Genomic DNA, 22,921 nt, shown 5'->3' on the forward strand with positions numbered 1-22,921 from the left:
AGTAAATATTTTTTATTATATTAGATGAGTTTGAGCTAAAAGAATCTTATTGTATTCAAATTTCTCATTCAACATACGAGATGATTCATTATAAATTATAAAGTTTGCATTATTAAGAGTTCAATTGAATAATAAACAAAACAACTCCCATTTTTAAAGTTCCAATTTCCTTTTAAATAGCTGCAAAAATAATTTATAAATTGCAAATTGTTATTTAAAATTTCTTCTACCTCCCTATAGAAATTTAAATAAAGAAGATGAAGTTAATAGAAAACACTCTTCTTTTCTTTCCTTAAGTTGTAAGCATTGCAAAAAAAATAATGGCTTGGTAATGTAATTATTAGTAATATTTTATTCGTTTGTAGACTAATCAATTTTTACGCGTTTTATTAAGGAAAGAAAAAACTAATCGTGCTTCTATCAATGAAATTATTCATGCACACAAACAAAAAGAATCATCAAACTGGTTTTACGATCCAGAAGAGTTTTCTCATACTCATGCATTTTGATATTCAGAGAAATGAGGATCTATTAGTGGACAAAACCTTATCGTAGATGGAACATCTCATATACACATACGCTAACTTGGATATCATAAAAATGTCTAGAGAACGAAATAGTGATTTCAGTTCACCAAAAGCTGAACTTGACAGTGCCGCACTTTTTTATCACCAGTACCCTAAACCTGGAAAATTGGAAATACAAGCAACAAAACCTCTTGATAACCAACGTGATTTAGCTCTTGCTTATTCTCCAGGTGTTGCTGCACCATGTCTTGCAATTCATGAAGATCCTAATCTTGCTGCTCAATATACCTCCCGTTCTAATTTAGTCGCTGTTATATCCAATGGAACTGCTGTTCTTGGTTTAGGAAATATTGGCCCTCTTGCTTCAAAGCCAGTTATGGAAGGTAAAGCCGTTTTATTCAAAAAATTTGCGAATATTGATGTCTTTGATATTGAAATTGATGCATCCGATATAGAACAAATGGTACAAACGGTATCGACTTTAGAACCTACATTTGGTGGTATTAATCTTGAAGACATTAAGGCTCCTGAATGTTTTGACATCGAAGAAAAGCTTCGTGCTAAAATGAAAATTCCAGTTTTTCATGATGACCAACATGGAACTGCCATTATTGTTTCTGCGGCTGTATTAAATGCCTTAAATCTTTCAGGAAAAAAAATTGAAAATGCAAAAATAGTTACCTCAGGTGCAGGTGCTGCTGCCCTCGCTTGCCTTAATCTTTTGGTTCGTCTTGGGGCAAAAGTTGAAAATATTTGGCTTAGTGACTTAGAGGGAGTTGTTTATGAAGGTCGCAAGACCCTTATGGATCGTTGGAAAATCAATTACGCACAAAAAACGGACGCACGAACTTTATCTGATATTATTGATGATGCGGATATTTTTCTAGGCCTATCTGCAGGTGGTGTTTTAAAGCCTGAATATCTTAAAAGAATGGCTCAAAATCCACTCATTTTAGCACTGGCTAATCCAGTACCAGAAATTATGCCTGAAGAAGCACGCTCTATACGACCAGATGCAATGATCTGCACAGGACGCTCTGATTATCCCAATCAAGTTAATAATGTCCTTTGTTTTCCCTATATCTTCCGTGGTGCATTAGACGTAGGTGCTAGTGCAATTAATGAAGAAATGAAAATGGCCGCTGTTCATGCGATTGCTGCCCTTGCACGTGAAGAAACTTCAGATGTTGTAGCACGTGCATACTCAAAAGAACCACCCAATTTTGGACCAGACTATCTAATCCCCTCTCCTTTTGATCCGCGTTTAATACTGCGTATTGCCCCCGCTGTTGCTAAAGCAGCAATGACAACTGGTGTCGCCATTCGTCCCATTGAAGATATGGAGGCCTACTATGATATCCTCAATCGATTTGTCTTTCTTTCTGGTTTAACAATGAAACCTGTTTTTGCTGCAGCAAAAACAGCAAAACGTAAACGCGTCATCTATGCCAATGGTGAAGATGAACGCGTCCTTCGTGCGGCACAAGTTGTCATTGAAGAACAAACAGCAACGCCCCTCCTTATCGGCCGTCCACATGTCGTAGAAGCAAGATTAAAACGCTTTGGTTTAAGAATTCGTCCCGGTATAGATTTTGAATTAACAAACCCTGAAGATGATCCACGTTTTCGTGATTATGTTAATTTATTTTTTCATTATACAGGAAGGCGTGGTGTTACGCCTGAAATGGCAAAAACAGTAGTGAGAACATCAACAACGGCTATTGCTGCCCTTGCCGTTATGCGTGAAGAAGCAGATGCAATGATTTGCGGCTTAGAAGGACGCTTTGAACGTCAACTTGAATTGATTGAACAAATTATCGGTCTTGATCCTCATGTTCACCGTTTTTCTGCTATGAGTTTGCTTATCTCTCAACAACGTACTCTTTTCCTTACAGATACTTACGTCAATGAAAATCCTTCTGCAGAAGAAATCGCTGAAATGACTGTGTTGGCAGCTCAAGAAGTTGAAGCATTTGGAATAACACCAAAAGCAGCCTTATTATCACACTCAAACTTTGGTTCTAAAAACACAGAAAGTGCGCGTAAAATGCGACGTGCAACAGAAATTCTTGCCAAATTACACCCTGATTTAGAAGCAGATGGTGAAATGCATGCTGATGCTGCCCTTTCCAAAGTTTTTCGTGATCGTGTTTTTCCTAATTCTCGTCTTAAAAGTGAAGCTAATTTGCTTGTCTTTCCAACACTTGATTCAGCCAATATCACGCTCAACACTGTTAAAAGCCTCACAAATGCACTCCATGTTGGTCCTATTCTAATCGGGGCAGCACGTCCCGCCCATATCTTAACACCTTCAGTAACTTCCCGGGGAGTTGTTAATATAACAGCCCTTGCTGTCCTTGCTGCCAATAGAAAAAATAGTCTCGTAAAATAAATGCGTAATAAAATTTCAAAGTTTTTTAAATATTGAGATATAGTATTTCATGTACTGTAAACCTCTTTTCTCTATAGATAAAGACAGCTATATTCTGGATTAAGTCTTTTTTTTAAAGAGAAAAAAGGCTAGAAGAACAATATTAAATGTATTTTGAATTTACTAACTCTATAATAAGGAATCCGTACATTGCCTTCCACGTTTGATAAAGTTGCTGATATCATTGCAGAAATCAGTGAAATTGATCGCAATACAATTACACCTGAGAGTCATACAATTGACGATTTAGGAATCGACAGTCTTGATTTTCTTGATATTGTTTTCGCTATTGATAAAGCTTTTGGAATAAAAGTCCCTCTAGAACAATGGACACAAGAAGTCAACGAAGGTACCGTTGCAACAGAAGAATACTTTGTTCTTAAAAACCTTTGTGCAAAAATTGATGATCTCGTTGCCTTAAAACAGGCGGAGTAGTTTTTTCGCCATGCATGATCAATCTGTATTCATCACTGGTATAGGTCTCATAAGCTCTCTGGGGGAAGGAACTGATCAACATTGGAATCTCTTAAATGATCCAATCCGTACACCAAACCTAGATTATACAACTTTTTCACCTTACACGGTTCATAAATTGCCCGAAATTGATTGGAGTTTACAAATTCCTAAAAAAAGTGATCAACGGCAAATGGGAACATGGCAGCGTCTTGGTACCTATGCGGCTGGTCTTGCTCTTGATGATGCCGGCATGAAAAATAATGAACAACTCACTTCAACAATGGATATGATCGTAGCGGCAAGTGGGGGAGAACGTGATATTACTGTTGATACACAGATTCTTTCTAAAGCGCGCGCTGTTGCCGATCATGCTTCTATGTTAAATGTTGCTCTTTCAACTGAACTTCGTCCAACATTATTTTTGGCACAACTTTCAAACCTTTTGGCAGGAAACATTTCAATTGTTCATAAAGTCACTGGATCATCTCGTACATTTATGGGAGAAGAAGGCAGTGGTCTTTCTGCACTTCAAATTGCTGTAGCTCGTATTAAATCAGGTCAAAGTACCCATGCTCTTGTAGGAAGTTCCTATAATGCACAAAGTTATGATATGTTGTTGGCGCATGAGCTTGGTGGTCTTTTAACCCATAATGGATGGAGCCCAGTGTGGGATCGTGGAATCTATCCAGGCGGCGGTGTCATAGCAGGTTCTGGTGGGATCTTCCTAGTTATTGAAAGTGGAGAACATGCCAAAAAACGCAACGCACGTGCTTATGCTGAAATTAGCCAAATTATTACAGACCAAACAGATAGAACCAAAATTCCACTTAGAGATTCAATTGCAACAATGTTAAAAACTGCGGGCGCTAAATCTGCCTTAGCCATTTCAGCAGCCTCAGGAGCTCACGAAGCAACAAAAGCAGAACAAAATGCTCTTGATAATGCTGATCTATCTTACCGTGGCATTACAACATTATTTGGTTATATGCGGGAAGCACAATTTCCTCTAGCTCTAGCTCTTGCAGCACTTTCAATTGAAAAAAAACGCGGTTTTCCAGCGTTAAGTCCTCATGAAAAACCTTTTTCTAAAGAAGTACGTGAAATATTTGTTACAACGATTGGTATAAAAAGAGCTGAAGGTATTGTGCGTCTTACTGCTGTTTGAAGGGGAATTTCTATAGTGAAATATCATGATCATTTTGGGCGTCCACTTGTAGCAATAACTGGTGCAGGCATTGTCACATCACTGGGACAAGGGAAACATGAAAATTGGCAAAAATTAACAAGTGGTGTAAGTGGTATCCACAAAATAACACGTTTTCCCGTTGAGGGATTAAATACATATATTGCTGGAACAATTGATTTTCTTAAAGAAAGTACACTTGGTGCTTCAGCTCTCTCTGAGAAGCTTGCACATCTTTCTGCTGAAGAAGCTTTAGAACAAGCTGCTATTGATAAAAAAAATTTTAATGGACCACTCTTTCTAGCTGCTCCTCCTGTTGAACTTGAATGGAAAGCACGTTTTAGTCTTGATCAAGAGGAAGAATTCAATAATGAGCCTTCTTATGCACATCTTCTTAAAGTCTGTAAGGATAAACTCCATGAGACGCTTTTTGAATCCACACAATTTGGTGCAATTGCAGAAAAACTTCAAAAAACATTTGGCACAAAAGGACTTCCTGTTACACTTTCCACTGCCTGTGCATCTGGTGCAACAGCAATTCAATTAGGTGTTGAGTCTATTAGACGGAGAGAGACAAATAGAGCTCTCATAATTGCGACAGATGGATCAGTTTCAGCAGAATCTCTTATTCGTTTTTCGCTACTATCTGCTCTTTCAACTCAGAATGAGCCTCCAGAAAAAGCAGCAAAACCCTTTAGCCGTGATCGAGATGGTTTTGTTATGGCAGAAGGCTCAGGCGCTCTTGTTCTTGAATCTCTTCAAAGCGCATTAAACCGTAATGCTACAGTTTTAGGAATTTTAGCTGGCTGTGGAGAAACCGCCGATGACTTTCACCGTACACGTTCAAAACCCGATGCATCACCAGCAATTGAATCCGTTCGCAAAGCTTTAGACGATGCAAAAATAACCATCAATGAAATTGACTATATTAATGCCCACGGAACTTCAACACCTGAAAATGAAAAAATGGAATATCTTGCATTATCAACAGTATTCGGTGATCTTTTAGAGCATATTCCTGTCTCTTCTAATAAATCAATGATTGGGCATACATTAACTGCTGCTGGTGCAATAGAAGCGGTTTTTTCGCTTTTAACCATTCAATCGGGAATACTTCCACCAACAATAAATTATGATAACCCTGACCCTACTATCCCCTTAGATGTTGTTCCTCATCATAGCCGTAAGTCCTGTGTCAATGCGGTTTTGTCAAACTCATTTGGATTTGGTGGTCAAAATATGAGTCTTGTTATCACTGCATATAAAGGATAATCCTGTAATAATAAAATTTTATAACGCTAACCAATAATATATTTAAGGGGGATGATAATGCGTGCACTGCAACTCTTCGATGATCGTCGGCTTGAAATCACCAATATTTCCCCGCCATCTTCACCTAGTATAGGTGAAGTAACTGTGCGGATAAAAGCCGTTGCTCTTAATCATATTGATGTATGGGGATGGCGTGGCATGGCTTTTGCGAAAAGAAAAATGCCACTCATCATTGGTGCAGAAGCCTCTGGTGAGGTTATACAAATAGGAGATGGCGTTGAACATCTCCAACTTGGACAGATTGTCTCAATTTATGGTGCACAAACCTGCGGAGTATGCCAAGCTTGTCATGAAGGACGGGATAATCTTTGCAGTAATGTAAAGGGAGTCTATGGTTTTCACCTTGATGGATTTGCGTGTGAGCTTGTCAATTTGCCAGCACGTTTATTAGTTCCATCACCTCCCCAATGTGATGAATTGCAAGCAGCAGTTGCTCCAATTACTTTTGGTACCGTAGAACATATGCTTTTCGATAACGCAAAACTACAAGCAGGAGAAACAATCCTGGTACAGGCTGGTGGCTCAGGTATTGGTTCTGCAGCCATTCAACTTGCAAAACACATGGGCTGTACAGTTATCACAACTGTAGGTTCAGATGAAAAAATTGCAAAAGCGCACTCTCTTGGGGCAGATCATGTGATTAATTATCGTAAAGATCGTTTTGAAGGTGTAGTGCGTAAATTAACCCAAAAAAAAGGTGTTGACGTTGTTTTTGAGCATGTTGGTGTCGATACATGGAACGGTTCTCTGTTATGTATGAAAAAAGGAGCACGCTTAGTGACTTGCGGTTCTACCTCTGGTGTTTCAGCACCAATAAATCTCATGCAATTATTCCAGCAACAGCTTAAAATATTCGGTTCATTTGGCTGCCGTATGGAAAATATGAAAAATGCCATGCAAAAAATGGCACAAAAAGCCGTACACCCTGTCATTGATACAATTGTTGGGCTGGATGAAATTGATACAGCTTTAAAACGAATGGAGAGTCGTGATGTTTTTGGTAAAATTATCCTTAAAATCGATTAAATCATGATGAAGCTTTCTCTTAAAAATCTCATATATCGTATTAAAATTATAGCTAAAAAAATATCCTACTTGTTATGGGCATATCTACTCTTTGGTTCTTTATTTATTCTAAAATGTTTTCCAGCCAAAATGGGAATTTCTTTTTTTGCTTGGTTAGCAAAAAAAATTGGTCCCTTTGTACATCGTCATCAAATCACACTCGCAAACCTTAGGAGTGCATATCCAGAAAAAACAGAGCAAGAACTCCGTGCGATTGCAATAGAAATGTGGGAAAATATAGGACGTTTCCTAGCCGAATATATTTTTCTTGATAAAATTTTTGATTTTGATCCTCATGCAGACGAGCCAGGTTTCATTGAGGTTAAAGGCACTGAAATATTTGAGCGATTAAAAAATGAAAAAAAACCACATATTTTTTTCACCGCACATACTGGAAATTTTGAACTTCTGCCTATTTGTGCACAAAGTTTTGATCTTAATGTTACGGTATTATTTAGACCACCCAATAATCCCTATGTTGCCAAACGAATCCTTAAAGCACGACAAACTTCTATGGGACACCTTGTTCCCTCCAAGGCCGGAGCAGCATGGGCATTAGCAGCCAAATTAGAAGAAGGTGAAAATGTTGGTATGCTCGTTGATCAAAAATTTCGCCGCGGTATCATGGGAACATTTTTTAACAGACCTCTTAAAACAAACCCCTTAATTATAAAACTTGCTCGACAATATGACTGTGATATTTATCCAGCACGTTGTATTCGTTTGCCTAGTGGACGTCATCGTTTAGAGTTATATGAACATGTAGAACTTCCACGTGATGAAAAAAATGATATCGATATAGCTGCTTCTACGCAAAAATTAAATGATATTGTTGAATCTTGGGTCCGTGAATATCCTGGACAATGGATGTGGTTACATAGACGTTGGGACATCTAACATAAGCTCTATTGCTTACAAAGGAAGTGCAAAATGTTAGCCTCAAAAGATATCAAAGATCTCACTGCAATTATCACTGCATTACGAAACTCTGATAATGGTTCTATCTGGCATAAAAAACAAACTTTTGAATCCCTCATACCCTATATGCTCGAAGAAGTTTACGAAGTCATCGATGCCATTGAACGAAAGAATCGAAAGGATCTCTGTGAAGAACTTGGGGATCTTCTTTTACAAGTTGTCTATCATGCTACCATAGCACAAGAAGAAGGCAGCTTTACTTTTGAAGATGTTGTTTATGCAATCACGGAAAAAATGATTCGACGCCATCCTCATGTTTTTGGAAATGCCGAGCAAAAAAAACGAGGATTTATAAAAGAGGAGTGGGAATATATAAAAAAAAGAGAACAGGTTGAACAAAAAAGAATGTGCGAAGAAAAAAACAACAATTCCTCCATAAGCATACTCGCAACAGTAAAACAAATCCAGCCAGCAAACCAAGAGGCACTTGCTTTACAAGAAACAGCAGCTAAAGTAGGTTTTGATTGGCAAAAAAGTGATAAAGTTTTTGAAAAAATAGAAGAAGAACTGGAAGAGCTCAAAGAAGCCATCAAAAATAAACAAAACTCAGAGATAGAAGCAGAGTTTGGAGATCTCTACTTTATACTTCTTAATCTCGCGCGCCACTTAGCGATTGATTCACAAAAAGCATTAAAAAAAACGAATATAAAATTTCGAAATCGTTTCGCCTATATTGAAGAAAAGCTATCCACTCAATCTAAAACACTCACTGACGCATCCTTGAATGAAATGGAAGCACTTTGGAAGCAAGCTAAAAATGAACGATAAAAAATAGTAGATTTCTTCTACCTAAAAGAACAAGCCCCTCTAAAATTACTAAATTATAATTTAGCTCAGCTCAATTTGTTTTATATTGATCCTGCGTAGCAGGACGAAGTTCCACCGATTCGCCACACCCGCATGCTGAAACTTGATTAGGGTTTTTAAAGACAAAACCAGACTGAAGCGTTGTCACTTCATAATCCATCTGCGTCCCTAATAAAAATAATACCGCATCATGTGCTACAAAAACACGGGCACCATTCACTTCAACAACATCCGCATCTATCCCCTTTTCTTTGACAAGAGTAATTGTATACTCCATCCCTGCACAACCACCTTTTTTGATACCAACAAGAATACCCTGTGCATCTTTTGCATCCATAATCGCTTTAACACGATCCACTGCTGCTTGCGTCAAGTTTATTACCGAAAAACGGCTCATCCTTTACTCTTTTCTTAGTTCAATAGACACTTTGAAAGTTTTTCCTCTATAATATTTTATCTGATATTTTAGAAAAAAAACAACAAAACATAAATTAAAGCATTCTGATCTTGTTTATTTGGATAAAAATACATACCCGTAAAATGAGATTTGTGATTATACAATCCAGAACTTACAATTTTTTATCCATATAAAATGAAAATACCTCGTCTATAAAACTCTAAAAAACGAAAACTTTTCAAAACCATACATTCACTCCTCTTCTTTTGAAAATCTTTATCTTTTTAGAAAAGTAACGATTAGGTAAGAAAAAAATATACCTTCAGCACTCATTTGCTCCAATTCATACCTCTACACCAATCTTACCCCCTCCTCACAATCTCAAAAGTAATTAAATGCATACATCTATTAACTATAGAGCTAAAAATTTAATGATCACAAAGAATTTTACAAATTCGTTATTTATCTTGAATTAACAACAAAATATTGATGTCCAAAATTTTTACTTTCAAAAGCTCTAAGTGCAAGAGCATTTTAGATTTTATTCTGTTTATTTTTTCTCTTGCCTTTAAAGAAACAGTCATTTAATCGTTTTACACGAACTCGGAGCGTAGCGCAGCTTGGTAGCGCACTTGACTGGGGGTCAAGGGGTCGTGGGTTCAAATCCCGCCGCTCCGACCATTTTTAAAATGCTATAAATAAGCTTACTTAAAAAGTGAATCATTATGCATTTCAATTGCACACACATGAACTTTTTCTTCAACGTAGAATAATGTGCAATGATATTTTATCATAAATTCGAGATAAGCTTTTTTATTAAAATGCGCTTCGTTCTTAGGAAAACACATACGAAACGCGAGACCTTTTGCCTCGCGTTTTTTATTTTTCAGAAAAATTTATAATTATCCGATCTCATATTTTCTAAATTTTCTTTACACGATAACGTCGCTGTTATCATTTTTTGTAATGGATGGTGACATCTGTACGGTTATCTTTTTGGGTTTTAATTCAGCTGGCATTTCCCTTTTAAGCTGAATATGAAGAAGCCCATCTCCAAGTTCTGCCCCAATAACCTTAACATGATCAGCCAAATGAAAACGCCGTTCAAAAGCACGCGAAGCAATGCCTCGATAAAGGAATTCTCGCTCTTCATCATCATTTTTAGACTTTCTGTCTCCCTTAACGATCAGCTGGTTACAATGCGTTTCAATATCAATTTCATCTTGAGAAAAACCAGCAACCGCCATAGAAATTCTATAAGAATCTTCAGTTAAACGCTCGATATTATAAGGGGGATAAGAAGAAACTTCGTCTGGTTGTGTTCTAGAATCAAACCAGTTAAAAAGATGATCAAAACCTACTGTGGAACGATAAAATGGTGAAAAATCTACTTGACGCATAATATTGCCCTCCTCTAGAGCGACTATAATTTATAATTAATTCACAAAGTTCCCATATGGCAAACTTACTTGTGAACCTGCGGCCCCATCATGGCAACCGCATTATATTATCTAGTAATCGTTTTTCTTTATTTCAACTCTTTGGGACCTAAATTGATAAAAACTATCTAAAAAGCAATATACCCCTTTTTTAATCCTCTTTCTTCATTACATAAATGTCAAAGCACTAAGCGGCAAATACACTGTAAAGGATTTCAATTGGAAACACCTCTTTATCCCATAGACTGGGGTTCCACTTTTCTTAATATCCATCATGATACTCTTAAAATAGCAATAGATCACGAAATTCGTTTTGCTATAACATATCCTGAGGTGGAAAAATCTAAGGGAACAATTGTTATTCTCAAAAGCTACGCAAATACTTTAGAAAAATATTTTTTATTAATAAATGAAATTTCTAAACGCGGTTTTCATACAGCAATATTTGACTGCTTTGATCAAGAAAAAACATCCTTCAAGATAAGAAAACAAAGCCGACATCATTGTTTTGATATAAATAATGATATTAATGACTTATATAAATTTCTTAAAAGTATTGTTTATCCTAATTGTCCGCCGCCTTATTCTATGCTCGCCTATGGCATAGGTGGATTGATAGCACTTAGCGGATTAGATCTCATTAATCATCAGTTTAATAGATTGCTCTGTGTTTCTCCCCTTTTTGCTCCATTCGGCAATAAAACGAATAGTTTTCAACATAAATTAACACAATTTCTTTCTGATATAGGTCTTGGCTTTATACCAGTGAAAGATGGGAAAAAATTAAACAAGACAAAACAAAAAAATATACAATTGGGATACATAGATAAAGTGCCGCTCCCTTCCATTAAGCCCCCAACATCCCAATGGATGGCTTCAGTATTTAATGCGATTGATTCTATGAAGAGAAATGTACTTCATGGAGATTTACGAATCCCAACACTCTTTATTCTTGCCAATCAAAACAATATTGCAAACAACATTGAAGTGCGGCAATTATGCCAACACACACGTCTAACAGAAAGTATTACTATTACAGGCGCTAAACTGGATACAATTATGGTTAACGAAGATTATAAAAAGCAATTTTGGGCTGCATTCGATGCATTTATTCCCGATAATGTATCTGTAAAATAGCACTAAACCTTAATTTCCGCTCCGCCCCATCAAAAAAGAATTTTTCTACGAGCATTGGATCTACAAAAACTTTTAAATATAATAGATTTTTCTTTCCAACCACTCATATGATTCGTTTTCTAGCCTCTACAGACAAGCCATGACCTAAATATTCACCATGCATTCTAATAAAAAAACTAATATACAAAGTATATCATTACATTAAACAATATTATTTTACATCATAAAAAATAACTTAATAAAAAAACTATTTATATAAATAAAAATAATAAATTTATCTTAATATAACATGATACATATTTACAAATAAAGCATCAAAATACTATTTTTGATCTGTTATTAAGTGATAATTTAATATTATATCTAGGAAAACAATAATTTTCATCTATTTAAGGAAAAAACTGGAAATAAAGCGCATTTATAATATTTATTACAAATCTCTATAAAAACAAATAACTATAAAATTTCTATTTCTTAGGAGAACTTTTTAAAAACAATAAATTAACATAATATTCTTTTAATTTCTCGATATAGGAAGTCCCTACAATAACGGTTTTCATAAGTTTTTTAATGGAATTCTGATAATAATCAGTAACTTTAAAAGAAAAGATAGTAATGAATCATCTTAGTAGTTTTAGAGAACCCCTTCTTTTTTCAAAATCACATATATTTCGAATTTAACCAACTCACAACGAATATGCTGTATTTTGAATCAGAATGTAAGAATTAACCATTTTGCCATTCATTTCAATTATGAGCATTTTACCATCTTTTTTATAAATACTCTATATTGTATAATTGATGCGGCAAAACTCTGACAAATGGAGCCATTGGAATATAATCATGAAACGAATCCTGCTCGCAGAAGATGATAACGATATGCGTCGCTTTCTCGTAAAAGCCCTAGAACGTGCAGGCTACGAAGTCGCCGATTTCGATAATGGTATTAGCGCATATGAACGTTTACAAGAAGAGCCATTTTCCCTTCTCCTGACTGATATTGTCATGCCAGAGATGGACGGAATCGAACTCGCACGACGTGCTACTGAGATTGACCCTGATTTACGAGTAATGTTCATTACGGGTTTTGCAGCGGTAGCACTCAATTCAAATAGTGATACCCCTCCTGATGCAAAGGTTCTCTCTAAGCCATTTCACTTACGTGAACTCGTCAATGAGGTTGAAAAAATCCTTATTGCTGCTTAAAAAGTATTTTTTAAAGTTATTTGCATCTGTTGAAAGAGAAAATGAAATTAGGCATTGACGTTTGGCATTCTATATGGTGTATGCAACATCAATGAATGGGCGTGTAGCTCAGCGGGAGAGCACTACGTTGACATCGTAGGGGTCACAGGTTCAATCCCTGTCACGCCCACCATTCAACTTTATAGTATAAATAAATTATCGAATTATCGTATTCTTCCAAGGTACGGGATGCGTAAATAAAGATTCGGAAATAAGATTTTGCAACATGCCTCTACAAAGGGCATACTTTACGGAGTGTTTCTAATATTTTTTACGTTCTGATAGCGCCTCTTAGGGGAAGCCATCTAAAAGTATCACAAACGTAATAACAGCCTCATTTTGCAACAGATTAGAAGTTTGATTTTAAAATTCTTTCCACAAGCATAGGCTTCCGTTCTAAAAAATATTGTTTGTTTCCTGATCTATCCCCTGTTTTTCTTAATTCTTTCATGTCTATTGGTATACAACTTGTTGTCCAAACAGTTAGATATAACCACAGTCACTTCGATAGATATAAAACACTTAACCTTAGAGCTGTATTTTGAGTTTACCAATTACAGATTATAATAAAATATTAAAAAGAGTAAAAAACACGATAAAAGCAAATTTTTTCATTCTAAAAATACATTTGATTTATAATCATGTTTTATTGTTTGCCATGTTGAATGAGAAATCCGAATATCGCAATGTTTTCTCATTTCAAACCTATTTATATTGAATTAAACAAAGCCGTCTCTCTTACACGTCATAAGAGGAATTAGTATTAAGTAAAAATTGTATAAAAAAGCACAAAAATGCCGATAACTACCTCAAGTGCTAAGATCTATCGCAACATCGGGGGCTGACAAATAGGCAAAGTGTATGATAATGTCAGCTTATTTCTTCATAAGTGTAAAGATGATGGAGCTCAATGGATTTATCATTGTACCATTCACGAGCGCCAGCGTGAAGTGAGCTCTAAGAGATATCTCTTAAAACAAAGCCTGTAAAATGGCATTCTCCTCACACTGTATTCCTATTGAAATAATGATCACCTTGAACCGTGTGAGTTTAGATCTTCAAAGCTCATCTGCATAACATTTTAATGTGATTGTTATCCAATATTAAAATACTTCTAACATGATGTACAAACTATAAAGAAATAAGAAAAAACATTTGAAAATGTAAATATGAAATCTAAAAATTTAACTCTAAGATACAATCTATCTTCATTCATATAAATACACAGTATACATTCTTAAACCTATAAGACTAAGAAAACCTAAACATTGATGAAACCTATAACCCTACCTGAGAAACAGTGACAATCATGTTAAATCAAATTGTCCGCAAGTGTCTCTCATTGAAAAAAACAATATCTTATCTGGACGGCACATATAACATCTTTTTATACGAAAAAACTATAAAGAAGTAATTCGTTATGAATCACAGCTTCCAAGACAAGAAGATATTTTCCACCTCTTGTGCCATCTGTAAATTCTCATCATAAACAGATATCGTTTTTATTCTTCAATGTTTCATAAACTGTTCTAAATCGAATCCATCATGCCTTGTATCTAATCAAAATCGATCTTACCAAAGATCATGCTAAAAAACGTAATAATATTATTCATAAAAAATAAAAAAATCACAATAGATGTTTTTTGGCAATTTCACCAGCACTAGCAGCAATGCTTAAATCTAATCTAAGAAATAAAATATTCATTTTCAGAAAGATGAAAAGAAGCTCATAAAAAAGAGTTTTTGTAATCTGTTTCCTAAAGCATGTGATATAGTAGCAACACGCGGCAAGAATATGCAATGCTAAAGTTTCAGCAATCAAAAGCAATTTTTACTGAAAAAAGAGAAAACAGCATCATTTTATACTAAAACAGTCAACAGAAAACGTGTAGCAGCAAAATAAACCAAAAAACATCAAAAAGGTTCGGGATTATACAGAAAAATAAGCTAATAGAATAAAAGGAAAACTCTCTAACTTTTTATAGCCTATAAATATCATTTAAACATGGTGATCCCGACAGGATTCGAACCTGTGACCCACGGCTTAGAAGGCCGTTGCTCTATCCAGCTGAGCTACGGGACCCAACTGATTATTTTCTCAATTCAAAATAGCATCTTCAATTCAATGTGTCCAAGAATGCTGCCGATCACTGCGAAAATTATCAGAATAAGAAATAGCACGTCGAATCGATGTATGTTTCTTTTCTACACGGTAAGAGATAGCATTCTTACGTGCAAAAGCAATCGCTTCTTCCTTCCTATTAAATCGAATCTTTACCTGATTATTCATATCAGACGTTGCCGTGTAGCCCATAAGAGGTTCAAGCATTTTTGCTTTCATTGGCTCATACTCTAGAATCCAAAAAACTGTATTCCCCTTACCTGACTGCATAGCTGTCTTAGCAGGACTATAAATACGTGCGATCATGCCTTTTTCCTTCAGATTACACAACGCTTGGATGATAGTTTCTCACCACAAGTACCCAATTGGGTCATTCTCACACACTCAATCAAATATGGTCGGAGCGATAGGATTCGAACCTACGACCCCCTGATCCCAAATCAGGTGCGCTACCAGGCTGCGCTACGCTCCGCCATTTACATTTACTTGATGCACATTTCCTAAAATTTTCACAACAGAAGTGCAAGAGAAAAACACACTTTTTTTTAATTTTGTTGCATTTCTTTACAAAAAAGCACATTTTTTAATTTTTCCCCCTACTCAATAACAAATTTATTGACAAATAGTAGAAAATAACTTCCGTAAGAAAATCCAATCTATATTAAAAAATAACGAATTTCTCTATAAGGATTTCATAATTTTTATCCTGTTTTAAGCAAGCTCTCATTGTATCAAAACACATTCCACAGATACAATTTTAGAAAAAATGACTTAAATATCATAGAAAAACTTTCCCAAAGAGAACATAAGCCAAAAAATTCAGCTGTATTAAGCTTTTTTCCCCTCTTTTTCTATCTTCCCAAAGACTCTTTTATTAAAAATTCTAGAATCTTCTACAATCCAAACCCATAAACAACAAACATTTTTTCAAAGCACAAAGGTTTTATTATAAATAAAATAAAGCGCTCTTTTTAGAAAAATTTTCAAATGCGAAGATGGTAAGAATTCAACATCATACAATAAAATCTCAAAGCTATTTAAAATAAAAACACGATAAGAGTAAAAAACACTATTTTTTACTCTTATATAGATATCCAAAAAGAAGAAAATTTAAATGACTTGTCTTCCACATATTGAAACGATAATAGAAGGACAGAATAATTAAGCCATGATAAGGAGTATTTACGGATTTCTTCTATTTAAAACTTCAGCAATAACAGAACGTGTTATTTTTCTTTTTCTTTGTAATGCCAACTGATCAACAGAATCAACAACACGCTTCAATGAAAATAAAGAACGTTCACAACGGCTTACAAGATAATAAACCGTATCTGGATGTACAATAAGTTGCCTATCGGAAAAAAGCTTAAATGCAACAGCTGTTAACAATGCATCATCAGGCTGATTAATTTCAACGAACATCACCGAATTAAGACGACTTTTTAGATCATTTAACATTAAATTCCAAGCGGAAGGAAGTGTTTGTGCCGTCATCAATAAAGTAGCCTGTCGTGCATCAAGATTTGCTTGCTTAATACTGTTAATTAAATGAAAAAGTTCTGTCTCATTGATTTCACCTGTATCAATATCCTCTATTAAAAATGATCTGCCTAAAGAAGCCATAGTAACAGCCTGATCAAGTTCATTGTGCTGAATCCTGAAAGCATCTGCTTTTTGGAGCCATATATTAGAAAAATGCGTTTTTCCAGATCCTTCTTTACCAACCAAAACTGCAATAGGTAAGCTCCAATTGGGCCAGTGATCAATAAGCTGAAAAGCCATACGATTGCTTTCCGTTACCACTAAATCCTCAAATTGAAAAATCGGATCATAAGGAAAATTTAAAGATAATTGCGTTTCACGCCCATTCATTTTAGCGGCTCCGAATTTCCGCTTCGCGAATACATCTGAGAACTCAGATAAGTATGAAGAGCAAAACGAACTAAAACGCCAACAGCCGCTGCCGCAGGAACAGCAACAAGCATACCAGTAAAACCAAAGAGTGAAGAAAAAGCAAAAAGTGAAAACATCAACCATACGGGATGTAATCCCACTGATGAACCTACAAGCTTGGGTTGAAGAATATAACCTTCAATAAATTGACCAATTAAAAAAAGTGCCATCACAACAATGATTCCCCCCCAATTATTGGGATAAAACTGGACCCATGCAATACCAACAGAAAGGACCAAACCACTCATTGTGCCGATATAAGGAACAAAGCTAATAAGACCAATAAACATACCAATCAAAAGACTAAAATTGAGTCCTGCAATCGTTAAACCAATAGCATAATAGCCTCCCAATATGAGACAAACTGTTCCTTGTCCACGAACAAAGCCTGCAATAGCTCTATCCATTTCATGAAAAATACTACGAACGGTTTCCAGATGATCCCGCGGTATTAACGAATCGATTGCTGTTACCATACGTGGCCAATCTAATAACATATAAAATGCCACCACAGGTGCCACAACAAATAGGCTAACGATATTAACGATTGATTTTCCTGACTTTAAAAGTGAATTCAAAAGAGACGTGATAAAATCCGAACCTTCTCCCAAAAATCCTTTAATATTATTCCGTAATTCATTTGGATCACTTCCAAAATAGCGCCTTAACCAATCAAAATCATGCTCAACAAAAAAGGTTTGAATACGATTAATGTAAACAGGTAAACCATCACTCATAAATTGCTGTATTTGCCAACTAATAACAGGAATCAAAATAATTAAAGCAGCAACAAAGGTAATAACAATAAATAGGGTGATAAGGACAGTCCCAAACACACGACGAATACCAAATTTTTCAAGTAATTGAACAATGGGATTGAGAAAATAAGCCAACACAATCCCTGCCACAAAAGGAAGCAAAATTGATCCAAAAACAAACATAAAAAGAATGAAAAAAATCAGCGTACCAAGCCAAAAAAAGATTTGTCTTTTCATATTATTCGGCAAAGGTAATTGAGTATACGCTGGCACATAAGTCTTATAACGATCACGAGATGTATTCTCACTCACTTTCTTTCTCATAAGCTGCCAAGAGGACTGTCCGTGATTATCTGATATCTTGCTCATAAAATATCCTAAAAAATTCTTCACAAAAAATTATAAACAACTTCAAAATAAGGTACAAGAAAAGTTGCTTATTTTCTTATCAATATCTCTTGCAGAGAGAACTCTATCATGGCATTGCATAATATCAAAACCTGATTTTCCATTAAAGGAAGGCTCCAATGAGCAATCAAGATCTTACAAATAATAAATCCAAGGCTGGGGATAAATCCAAAGCTGGTCTTACCTACGCAAAAGCCGGTGTAAACATCGATATGGGTAATGCCATGGTAGAAAAAATTAAACCCTTTATACGCGCAACAAAACGAGCCGGAACAGATGCAGAAATTGGCGGTTTTGGTGGACTTTTTGATTTAAAAGCAGCAGGCTTTACGGATCCTATCCTAGTAGCAGCCAATGATGGTGTGGGAACAAAATTAAAAATTGCCATTGAAGTAGGTCACCATAACACTGTAGGTATTGATCTTGTAGCTATGTGTGTCAATGATTTACTCGTACAAGGGGCTGAACCTCTCTTTTTTCTGGATTATTTTGCAACTGGAAAGCTTGACCCTGAACAAGGAGCTGCGATTGTTTCCGGTATTGCAGAAGGATGTAAACAAGCCGGTGCTGCCCTTATTGGAGGAGAAACTGCAGAAATGCCAGGAATGTATGCAGAGGGAGATTATGATCTAGCTGGTTTTGCTGTTGGAGCATGCGAACGTAGCAAGCTACTCCCTTCAAAAGATTTGACAGAAGGTGATATTATATTAGGTCTAAGCGCCTCTGGAATTCATTCCAATGGCTTTTCGCTTGTTCGACGAATCATCCAGCAAAATTATCTCAAATGGAATGACCCTGCCCCTTTTTCCCCCGAAAGCAGCCTTGGTATAGCACTTCTTACACCAACACGCATTTATGTAAAATCGCTTCTTCCCATCATGCGAAAATATGAAGGGATTAAAGCTCTTGCTCATATTACGGGTGGAGGTTTTCCTGAAAATATTCCACGTGTCCTTCCATCCTCTCTCTGCGCTGAAATTAATCTTTCTAGCATCAATGTTCCAGCAGTATTTTCATGGATTGCCAAACAAGGTAAAATAGAAGAAACAGAAATGTTAAGAACATTTAATTGTGGTATTGGCATGATCATTATCGTAGCACAGCATGCAGCTGAAACAATTACACAAGCTCTTGAAAGAAAAGGAGAGACTGTAACTCCCCTTGGCATTTTAACAAAATGCCAAGATCAAAATAAAGGAATACTTTATAAAGGGGTACTGCATTTATGAAAAAACAAATCGTCGTTTTCATTTCTGGTAATGGATCCAATATGGTCGCCCTTGCTCAAGCTAGCCAACAAACGGCATATCCTGCTGAAATCGTCGCGGTTATTTGCGATAATCCGCGTGCCAACGGTATTGAAAAAGCGCAAAACCATAACTTACCTATTCATATTGTTGATCGTAAAATTTACAAAACAAAAGAAGAGCATGAAGAAAATATTTTTACAATTTTAAATCAATATAAACCGGATTTTCTCTGCTTTGCAGGGTATATGCGCCTTATCTCACCACGTTTTGTAAAACTTTATGAAGGACGAATTCTAAATATTCATCCTTCTCTTTTGCCTTCATTTAAAGGCTTAAACACACATGAAAAAGCTTTACAAGCAGGTGTAAAAATCACGGGTTGCACTGTTCACCTTGTTACAGAAGACATGGATGCAGGAAAAATCCTTGCCCAAGCAGCCGTTCCAGTCTATCCCCATGATACTGCTGAGTGCTTAGCACAAAGAGTTCTTAAAGCAGAGCATAAACTCTATCCCGAAGCCTTAAAAGCATTTATTGAAGGGAAGAGCAAAATGGTCGATACGCAACAACAGCTTTTATCTTTTTGAGTGTATCAACAATCTATTAATCAGCATATTTCAATGCTTTACACATAGTTTTTGCTCAGTATCTACAATTGAAAATCTCTATGAAATATTGACATAATAGAGTCCATCTCTTCATAAATTTTTGCACAAAATATGTAATTTTTTGAATTTTAGTTCATTTTTAAAATTTTTCTTCTTTATTCAATTCTATGACATTATCATAAGCTCTATTTATCAAAATACTCTCGTATTTCGCCTAAAAAATCTTAAAATACGCAATTTTCTATTGCATAAATTTTTGTTTATGACGAAAGTGTTTCTTTAACTGTTACAGCTAACTGTTTGAGTGTAAAAGGCTTAGATAAAAAACCAAAAACAGCATCTTGTGGAAGATTTTTAGCAAAGGCATCTTTTGCATATCCAGAAACGAAAAGAAATTTGATATCAGGATAGTTTTTACGGACTTCCTTCAATAAAGTTGGCCCATCCATTTCTGGCATCACCACATCGGAAACAATAATATCAACTTCTCCTTTTTGTTCCTCAAGAATAGAGAGTGCTTCCACCCCACTTGCTGCCTCTAAAACCGTATATCCTCTCATTTGAAGAGCTCTTACCCCCCCCATTCTGACCGCATCTTCATCTTCAACTAATAAAACAGTCGCAGATCCTGTTAAGTCTATATTTTTATCTTTCTCTTCATCTTTTTCAATCTTTTGAGAAATTTCTCCTTTTATATTGGGGATATAACGGGGAAGAAAAATATGAAATGTTGCTCCTTCACCTTCTTTACTTTCACAATAAATATACCCACCGCTCTGCTTGATAATTCCATAAACCATTGATAAACCAAGTCCTGTTCCTTTTCCAACTTCTTTTGTTGTAAAAAATGGCTCAAACATTTTTTCTTGTATAGCAGCAGATATACCAGCCCCTGTATCTGAAATAGTCAATTGCACATACTCGCCAATTGCTAATCCAAGATGATTAAATTCAGCACTTTGTTGCTTTGTAATATTATTTGTCGCAATCGTAACAATACCTCCATCTAACATGGCATCACGCGCATTAATAACCAAATTCATAATAACACGCTGAAAAGATGCTTGATCAACTTCAACGCTCCACAAATCTCTTCCATGGATAATTTTTAACTGAATATTATTCCCCAAAAGTGGTAAAATAAGATTGCGAATGTCTGATAAAAACTCTGTAAAATCAACTTCTTCAGGTCGAAGTGTTTGCTTTCTAGAAAAAGCTAATAATTGTTGTACAAGAGCCGCTGCACGATTAGCATTATTTTTAATATTGATAAGATCAGCATGAGCAGGATCAGAACTACGATGGGTATTTAAAAGAAGATCACATGACATTAAAATTGCTGTTAAAACATTATTAAAATCATGAGCAATACCGCCTGCCAATTGTCCAACAGCTTGCATCTTCTGACTTTGCATCATTTTATCTTCAAGCGTTTTTTGTTCTGTTGTTTCAATGACAGAGAGAATGACCAAATCTTGCAATGCATCACCATGATATGGTGGTACAGACATAACATGGAGACGTAAATGGCGTTCTTCATTTTTTTCTAAAACAGTTTCTAGAGAAACAAAATAATTTTTATTTGTCGCAATTTTCTGAAAGGCACGCTCTAACTGCACACAATCACGACGAGAAATAACATCATAAAAATTGATCGTTTTATCCATGCATCCCGTGAGTGATGAAAAAGCATTATTCATATGAACCAATTGCCCTGCATGATCCACCACGGCTATTGCAAAAGGACTTGCATCAAAATATTCTCCTAATATGCTGGGTAATTTTAATTGATCATCCTCTTCTTTTTGTATTTGTTGTGGAATGATCACAACACGATAAATGGCTTCCTCTTCTAAGAGAGAAGAAACAGATATAAGACAATGGAATATTTTCTCACAAGTCGTGTGTGAATTTAAACATAACGAAAACCTATAAGGTAAAAAGTAACCTGAACTTTGATATCTGTTGGTTTGTAAACAGATATCACTCCATGAGCTCTTAGCGCCAACGCTATCAAATAACGAATCAAAATTATATTGACCAATTGAGAAATTCGCTAAATCAATTGAAAACCATTCGGCAAAAGTCGCATTGGCATAAAGAATAGTTCCTTGTCTATTAACGGATACAAAACCAATAGAAGCTTGATCCAAGTGATTGATAGCCTCTTGAAGGTTCGAGAAAAAAACTTCTCGCGTTTGTTGTAAGTGCGAAATATCAGTAATACGCCAAAATAAAAGCTTTTTTTTCTGTTTTGTGATAGGTTGAACGGAAATATTATACCAAACAGATTTTTTTGGTGTAGAATCGGTAAAAATTGGTTGTTCTACTCTCAATTCCTCTTGCGCTGCAAGATTATTACAGGCTGCAACCTTTAAGCGGTACGAGAGTGCACCAGCTCCTGGAAGATCCGCAATAACCCTATAACAAGACACTTCAGGCTTATAGGTCAGAATTTTTCGATAGTTTTGATTAGAATAATAAACAAAACCAGAAAGATCAGAGATTACAATTGCATCATCGCTCCTATTAAAGATGCTAAAATCAAAATCTTCATGCGACCACACATGATATCTTAAAATTCCCATTCCACACAAAACGAGTGTTGCAACACCGATCATTGCTAGAATCAAAAAAGATATTGATATCGCCTGTTGCAAATAGTTTTGTGGATAAAAAAAACCTAAAATACCCACAATGAAAAGAAAACCTAATACAAAAACAACACCAAAAATCACAACTCTCCGATGAAACGAAGACGCTGATCTTTCATTATTCTCAAAATCTTTATCCATCTCTCTTTGCCTTAGCTTATAGCTATTTCT

General features: G+C 35.7%; 17 protein-coding genes and 4 tRNA genes. 13 read left to right on the forward strand and 8 right to left on the reverse strand.

Going from position 1 to position 22,921, the window contains the following annotated elements:
• Window positions 1–600 precede the first annotated feature (600 nt).
• From ACFIMI_RS02520 to mazG, 7 genes are all read left to right on the forward strand, one after another.
• On the forward strand, window positions 601–2,919 hold the full coding sequence (locus ACFIMI_RS02520; RefSeq protein ID WP_375611563.1) for an NADP-dependent malic enzyme: 2,319 nt from the start codon (window positions 601–603) through the stop codon (window positions 2,917–2,919).
• Between the two features lie 189 nt (window positions 2,920–3,108).
• Window positions 3,109–3,393 carry an acyl carrier protein gene (locus ACFIMI_RS02525; protein ID WP_005773457.1) on the forward strand — a complete coding sequence of 95 codons (285 nt, stop codon included), beginning with the start codon at window positions 3,109–3,111 and terminating at the stop codon, window positions 3,391–3,393.
• Between the two features lie 10 nt (window positions 3,394–3,403).
• On the forward strand, window positions 3,404–4,579 hold the full coding sequence (locus ACFIMI_RS02530) for a beta-ketoacyl-ACP synthase (protein WP_375613070.1): 1,176 nt from the start codon (window positions 3,404–3,406) through the stop codon (window positions 4,577–4,579).
• 15 nt (window positions 4,580–4,594) lie between these two features.
• Window positions 4,595–5,869, forward strand: a complete 1,275-nt coding sequence (locus ACFIMI_RS02535; RefSeq protein ID WP_375613071.1) for a beta-ketoacyl-ACP synthase — start codon at window positions 4,595–4,597, stop codon at window positions 5,867–5,869.
• Window positions 5,870–5,926: 57 nt separating this feature from the next.
• On the forward strand, window positions 5,927–6,955 hold the full coding sequence (locus ACFIMI_RS02540) for a zinc-binding dehydrogenase (RefSeq protein ID WP_375613072.1): 1,029 nt from the start codon (window positions 5,927–5,929) through the stop codon (window positions 6,953–6,955).
• 6 nt (window positions 6,956–6,961) lie between these two features.
• On the forward strand, window positions 6,962–7,891 hold the full coding sequence (locus ACFIMI_RS02545) for a lipid A biosynthesis lauroyl acyltransferase (protein WP_375692232.1): 930 nt from the start codon (window positions 6,962–6,964) through the stop codon (window positions 7,889–7,891).
• Between the two features lie 33 nt (window positions 7,892–7,924).
• A complete protein-coding gene (gene mazG / locus ACFIMI_RS02550) occupies window positions 7,925–8,740 on the forward strand; it encodes a nucleoside triphosphate pyrophosphohydrolase (RefSeq protein WP_375692215.1) in 816 nt (271 codons plus the stop codon).
• Window positions 8,741–8,810: 70 nt separating this feature from the next.
• On the opposite strand, the gene ACFIMI_RS02555 is transcribed toward mazG, so the two are convergent.
• Entirely contained in the window at window positions 8,811–9,176 is a 366-nt protein-coding gene (locus ACFIMI_RS02555) for an iron-sulfur cluster assembly accessory protein (RefSeq protein ID WP_375613074.1), read from the reverse strand.
• Between the two features lie 604 nt (window positions 9,177–9,780).
• Between ACFIMI_RS02555 and ACFIMI_RS02560 the strand changes: the two genes are divergently transcribed.
• Window positions 9,781–9,857 (forward strand) — tRNA-Pro (locus ACFIMI_RS02560).
• Between the two features lie 251 nt (window positions 9,858–10,108).
• Here the strand turns inward: ACFIMI_RS02560 and ACFIMI_RS02565 are convergent.
• On the reverse strand, window positions 10,109–10,576 hold the full coding sequence (locus tag ACFIMI_RS02565; RefSeq protein ID WP_375613075.1) for an Hsp20 family protein: 468 nt from the start codon (window positions 10,574–10,576) through the stop codon (window positions 10,109–10,111).
• A 258-nt stretch (window positions 10,577–10,834) separates the two neighbouring features.
• On the opposite strand from ACFIMI_RS02565, the gene ACFIMI_RS02570 reads away from it, so the two are divergent.
• The 3 genes from ACFIMI_RS02570 to ACFIMI_RS02580 all read left to right on the forward strand — a co-directional run bounded on the left by ACFIMI_RS02570 (window position 10,835) and on the right by ACFIMI_RS02580 (window position 13,130).
• A complete protein-coding gene (locus ACFIMI_RS02570) occupies window positions 10,835–11,752 on the forward strand; it encodes a serine aminopeptidase domain-containing protein (protein ID WP_375613076.1) in 918 nt (305 codons plus the stop codon).
• Window positions 11,753–12,595: 843 nt separating this feature from the next.
• Window positions 12,596–12,958, forward strand: coding sequence for a cell cycle two-component system response regulator CpdR (gene cpdR, locus ACFIMI_RS02575; RefSeq protein WP_375613077.1), 363 nt, complete (start codon window positions 12,596–12,598; stop codon window positions 12,956–12,958).
• A gap of 97 nt (window positions 12,959–13,055) precedes the next feature.
• Window positions 13,056–13,130: transfer RNA gene (locus ACFIMI_RS02580), tRNA-Val, on the forward strand.
• 1,873 nt (window positions 13,131–15,003) lie between these two features.
• On the opposite strand, the gene ACFIMI_RS02585 is transcribed toward ACFIMI_RS02580, so the two are convergent.
• From ACFIMI_RS02585 to ACFIMI_RS02605, 5 genes are all read right to left on the reverse strand, one after another.
• Window positions 15,004–15,080: transfer RNA gene (locus ACFIMI_RS02585), tRNA-Arg, on the reverse strand.
• Between the two features lie 39 nt (window positions 15,081–15,119).
• Complete coding sequence (locus ACFIMI_RS02590; RefSeq protein ID WP_375671875.1) at window positions 15,120–15,425, reverse strand: ETC complex I subunit; 306 nt, start codon at window positions 15,423–15,425, stop codon at window positions 15,120–15,122.
• An 89-nt stretch (window positions 15,426–15,514) separates the two neighbouring features.
• Window positions 15,515–15,591 (reverse strand) — tRNA-Pro (locus tag ACFIMI_RS02595).
• 710 nt (window positions 15,592–16,301) lie between these two features.
• Window positions 16,302–16,991 (reverse strand): DnaA regulatory inactivator HdaA, encoded by a 690-nt coding sequence (gene hdaA, locus ACFIMI_RS02600; RefSeq protein WP_375692216.1) that lies wholly within the window; start codon window positions 16,989–16,991, stop codon window positions 16,302–16,304.
• Complete coding sequence (locus ACFIMI_RS02605; RefSeq protein ID WP_375630182.1) at window positions 16,988–18,199, reverse strand: AI-2E family transporter; 1,212 nt, start codon at window positions 18,197–18,199, stop codon at window positions 16,988–16,990. The genes hdaA and ACFIMI_RS02605 overlap by 4 nt, the downstream gene beginning before the upstream one ends.
• 158 nt (window positions 18,200–18,357) lie before the next feature.
• Between ACFIMI_RS02605 and purM the strand changes: the two genes are divergently transcribed.
• Both purM and purN read left to right on the forward strand, forming a co-directional pair.
• Window positions 18,358–19,467 carry a phosphoribosylformylglycinamidine cyclo-ligase gene (gene purM / locus ACFIMI_RS02610; RefSeq protein ID WP_375613081.1) on the forward strand — a complete coding sequence of 370 codons (1,110 nt, stop codon included), beginning with the start codon at window positions 18,358–18,360 and terminating at the stop codon, window positions 19,465–19,467.
• Entirely contained in the window at window positions 19,464–20,075 is a 612-nt protein-coding gene (gene purN, locus ACFIMI_RS02615; protein ID WP_375613082.1) for a phosphoribosylglycinamide formyltransferase, read from the forward strand. The genes purM and purN overlap by 4 nt, the downstream gene beginning before the upstream one ends.
• 281 nt (window positions 20,076–20,356) lie before the next feature.
• Here purN and ACFIMI_RS02620 read toward each other — a convergent pair whose 3' ends face one another.
• Window positions 20,357–22,891 (reverse strand): response regulator, encoded by a 2,535-nt coding sequence (locus ACFIMI_RS02620; protein ID WP_375638208.1) that lies wholly within the window; start codon window positions 22,889–22,891, stop codon window positions 20,357–20,359.
• Window positions 22,892–22,921 lie beyond the last annotated feature (30 nt).

This window comes from Bartonella sp. AP4SXKL (assembly GCF_042195845.1).
Taxonomy (GTDB): domain Bacteria; phylum Pseudomonadota; class Alphaproteobacteria; order Rhizobiales; family Rhizobiaceae; genus Bartonella.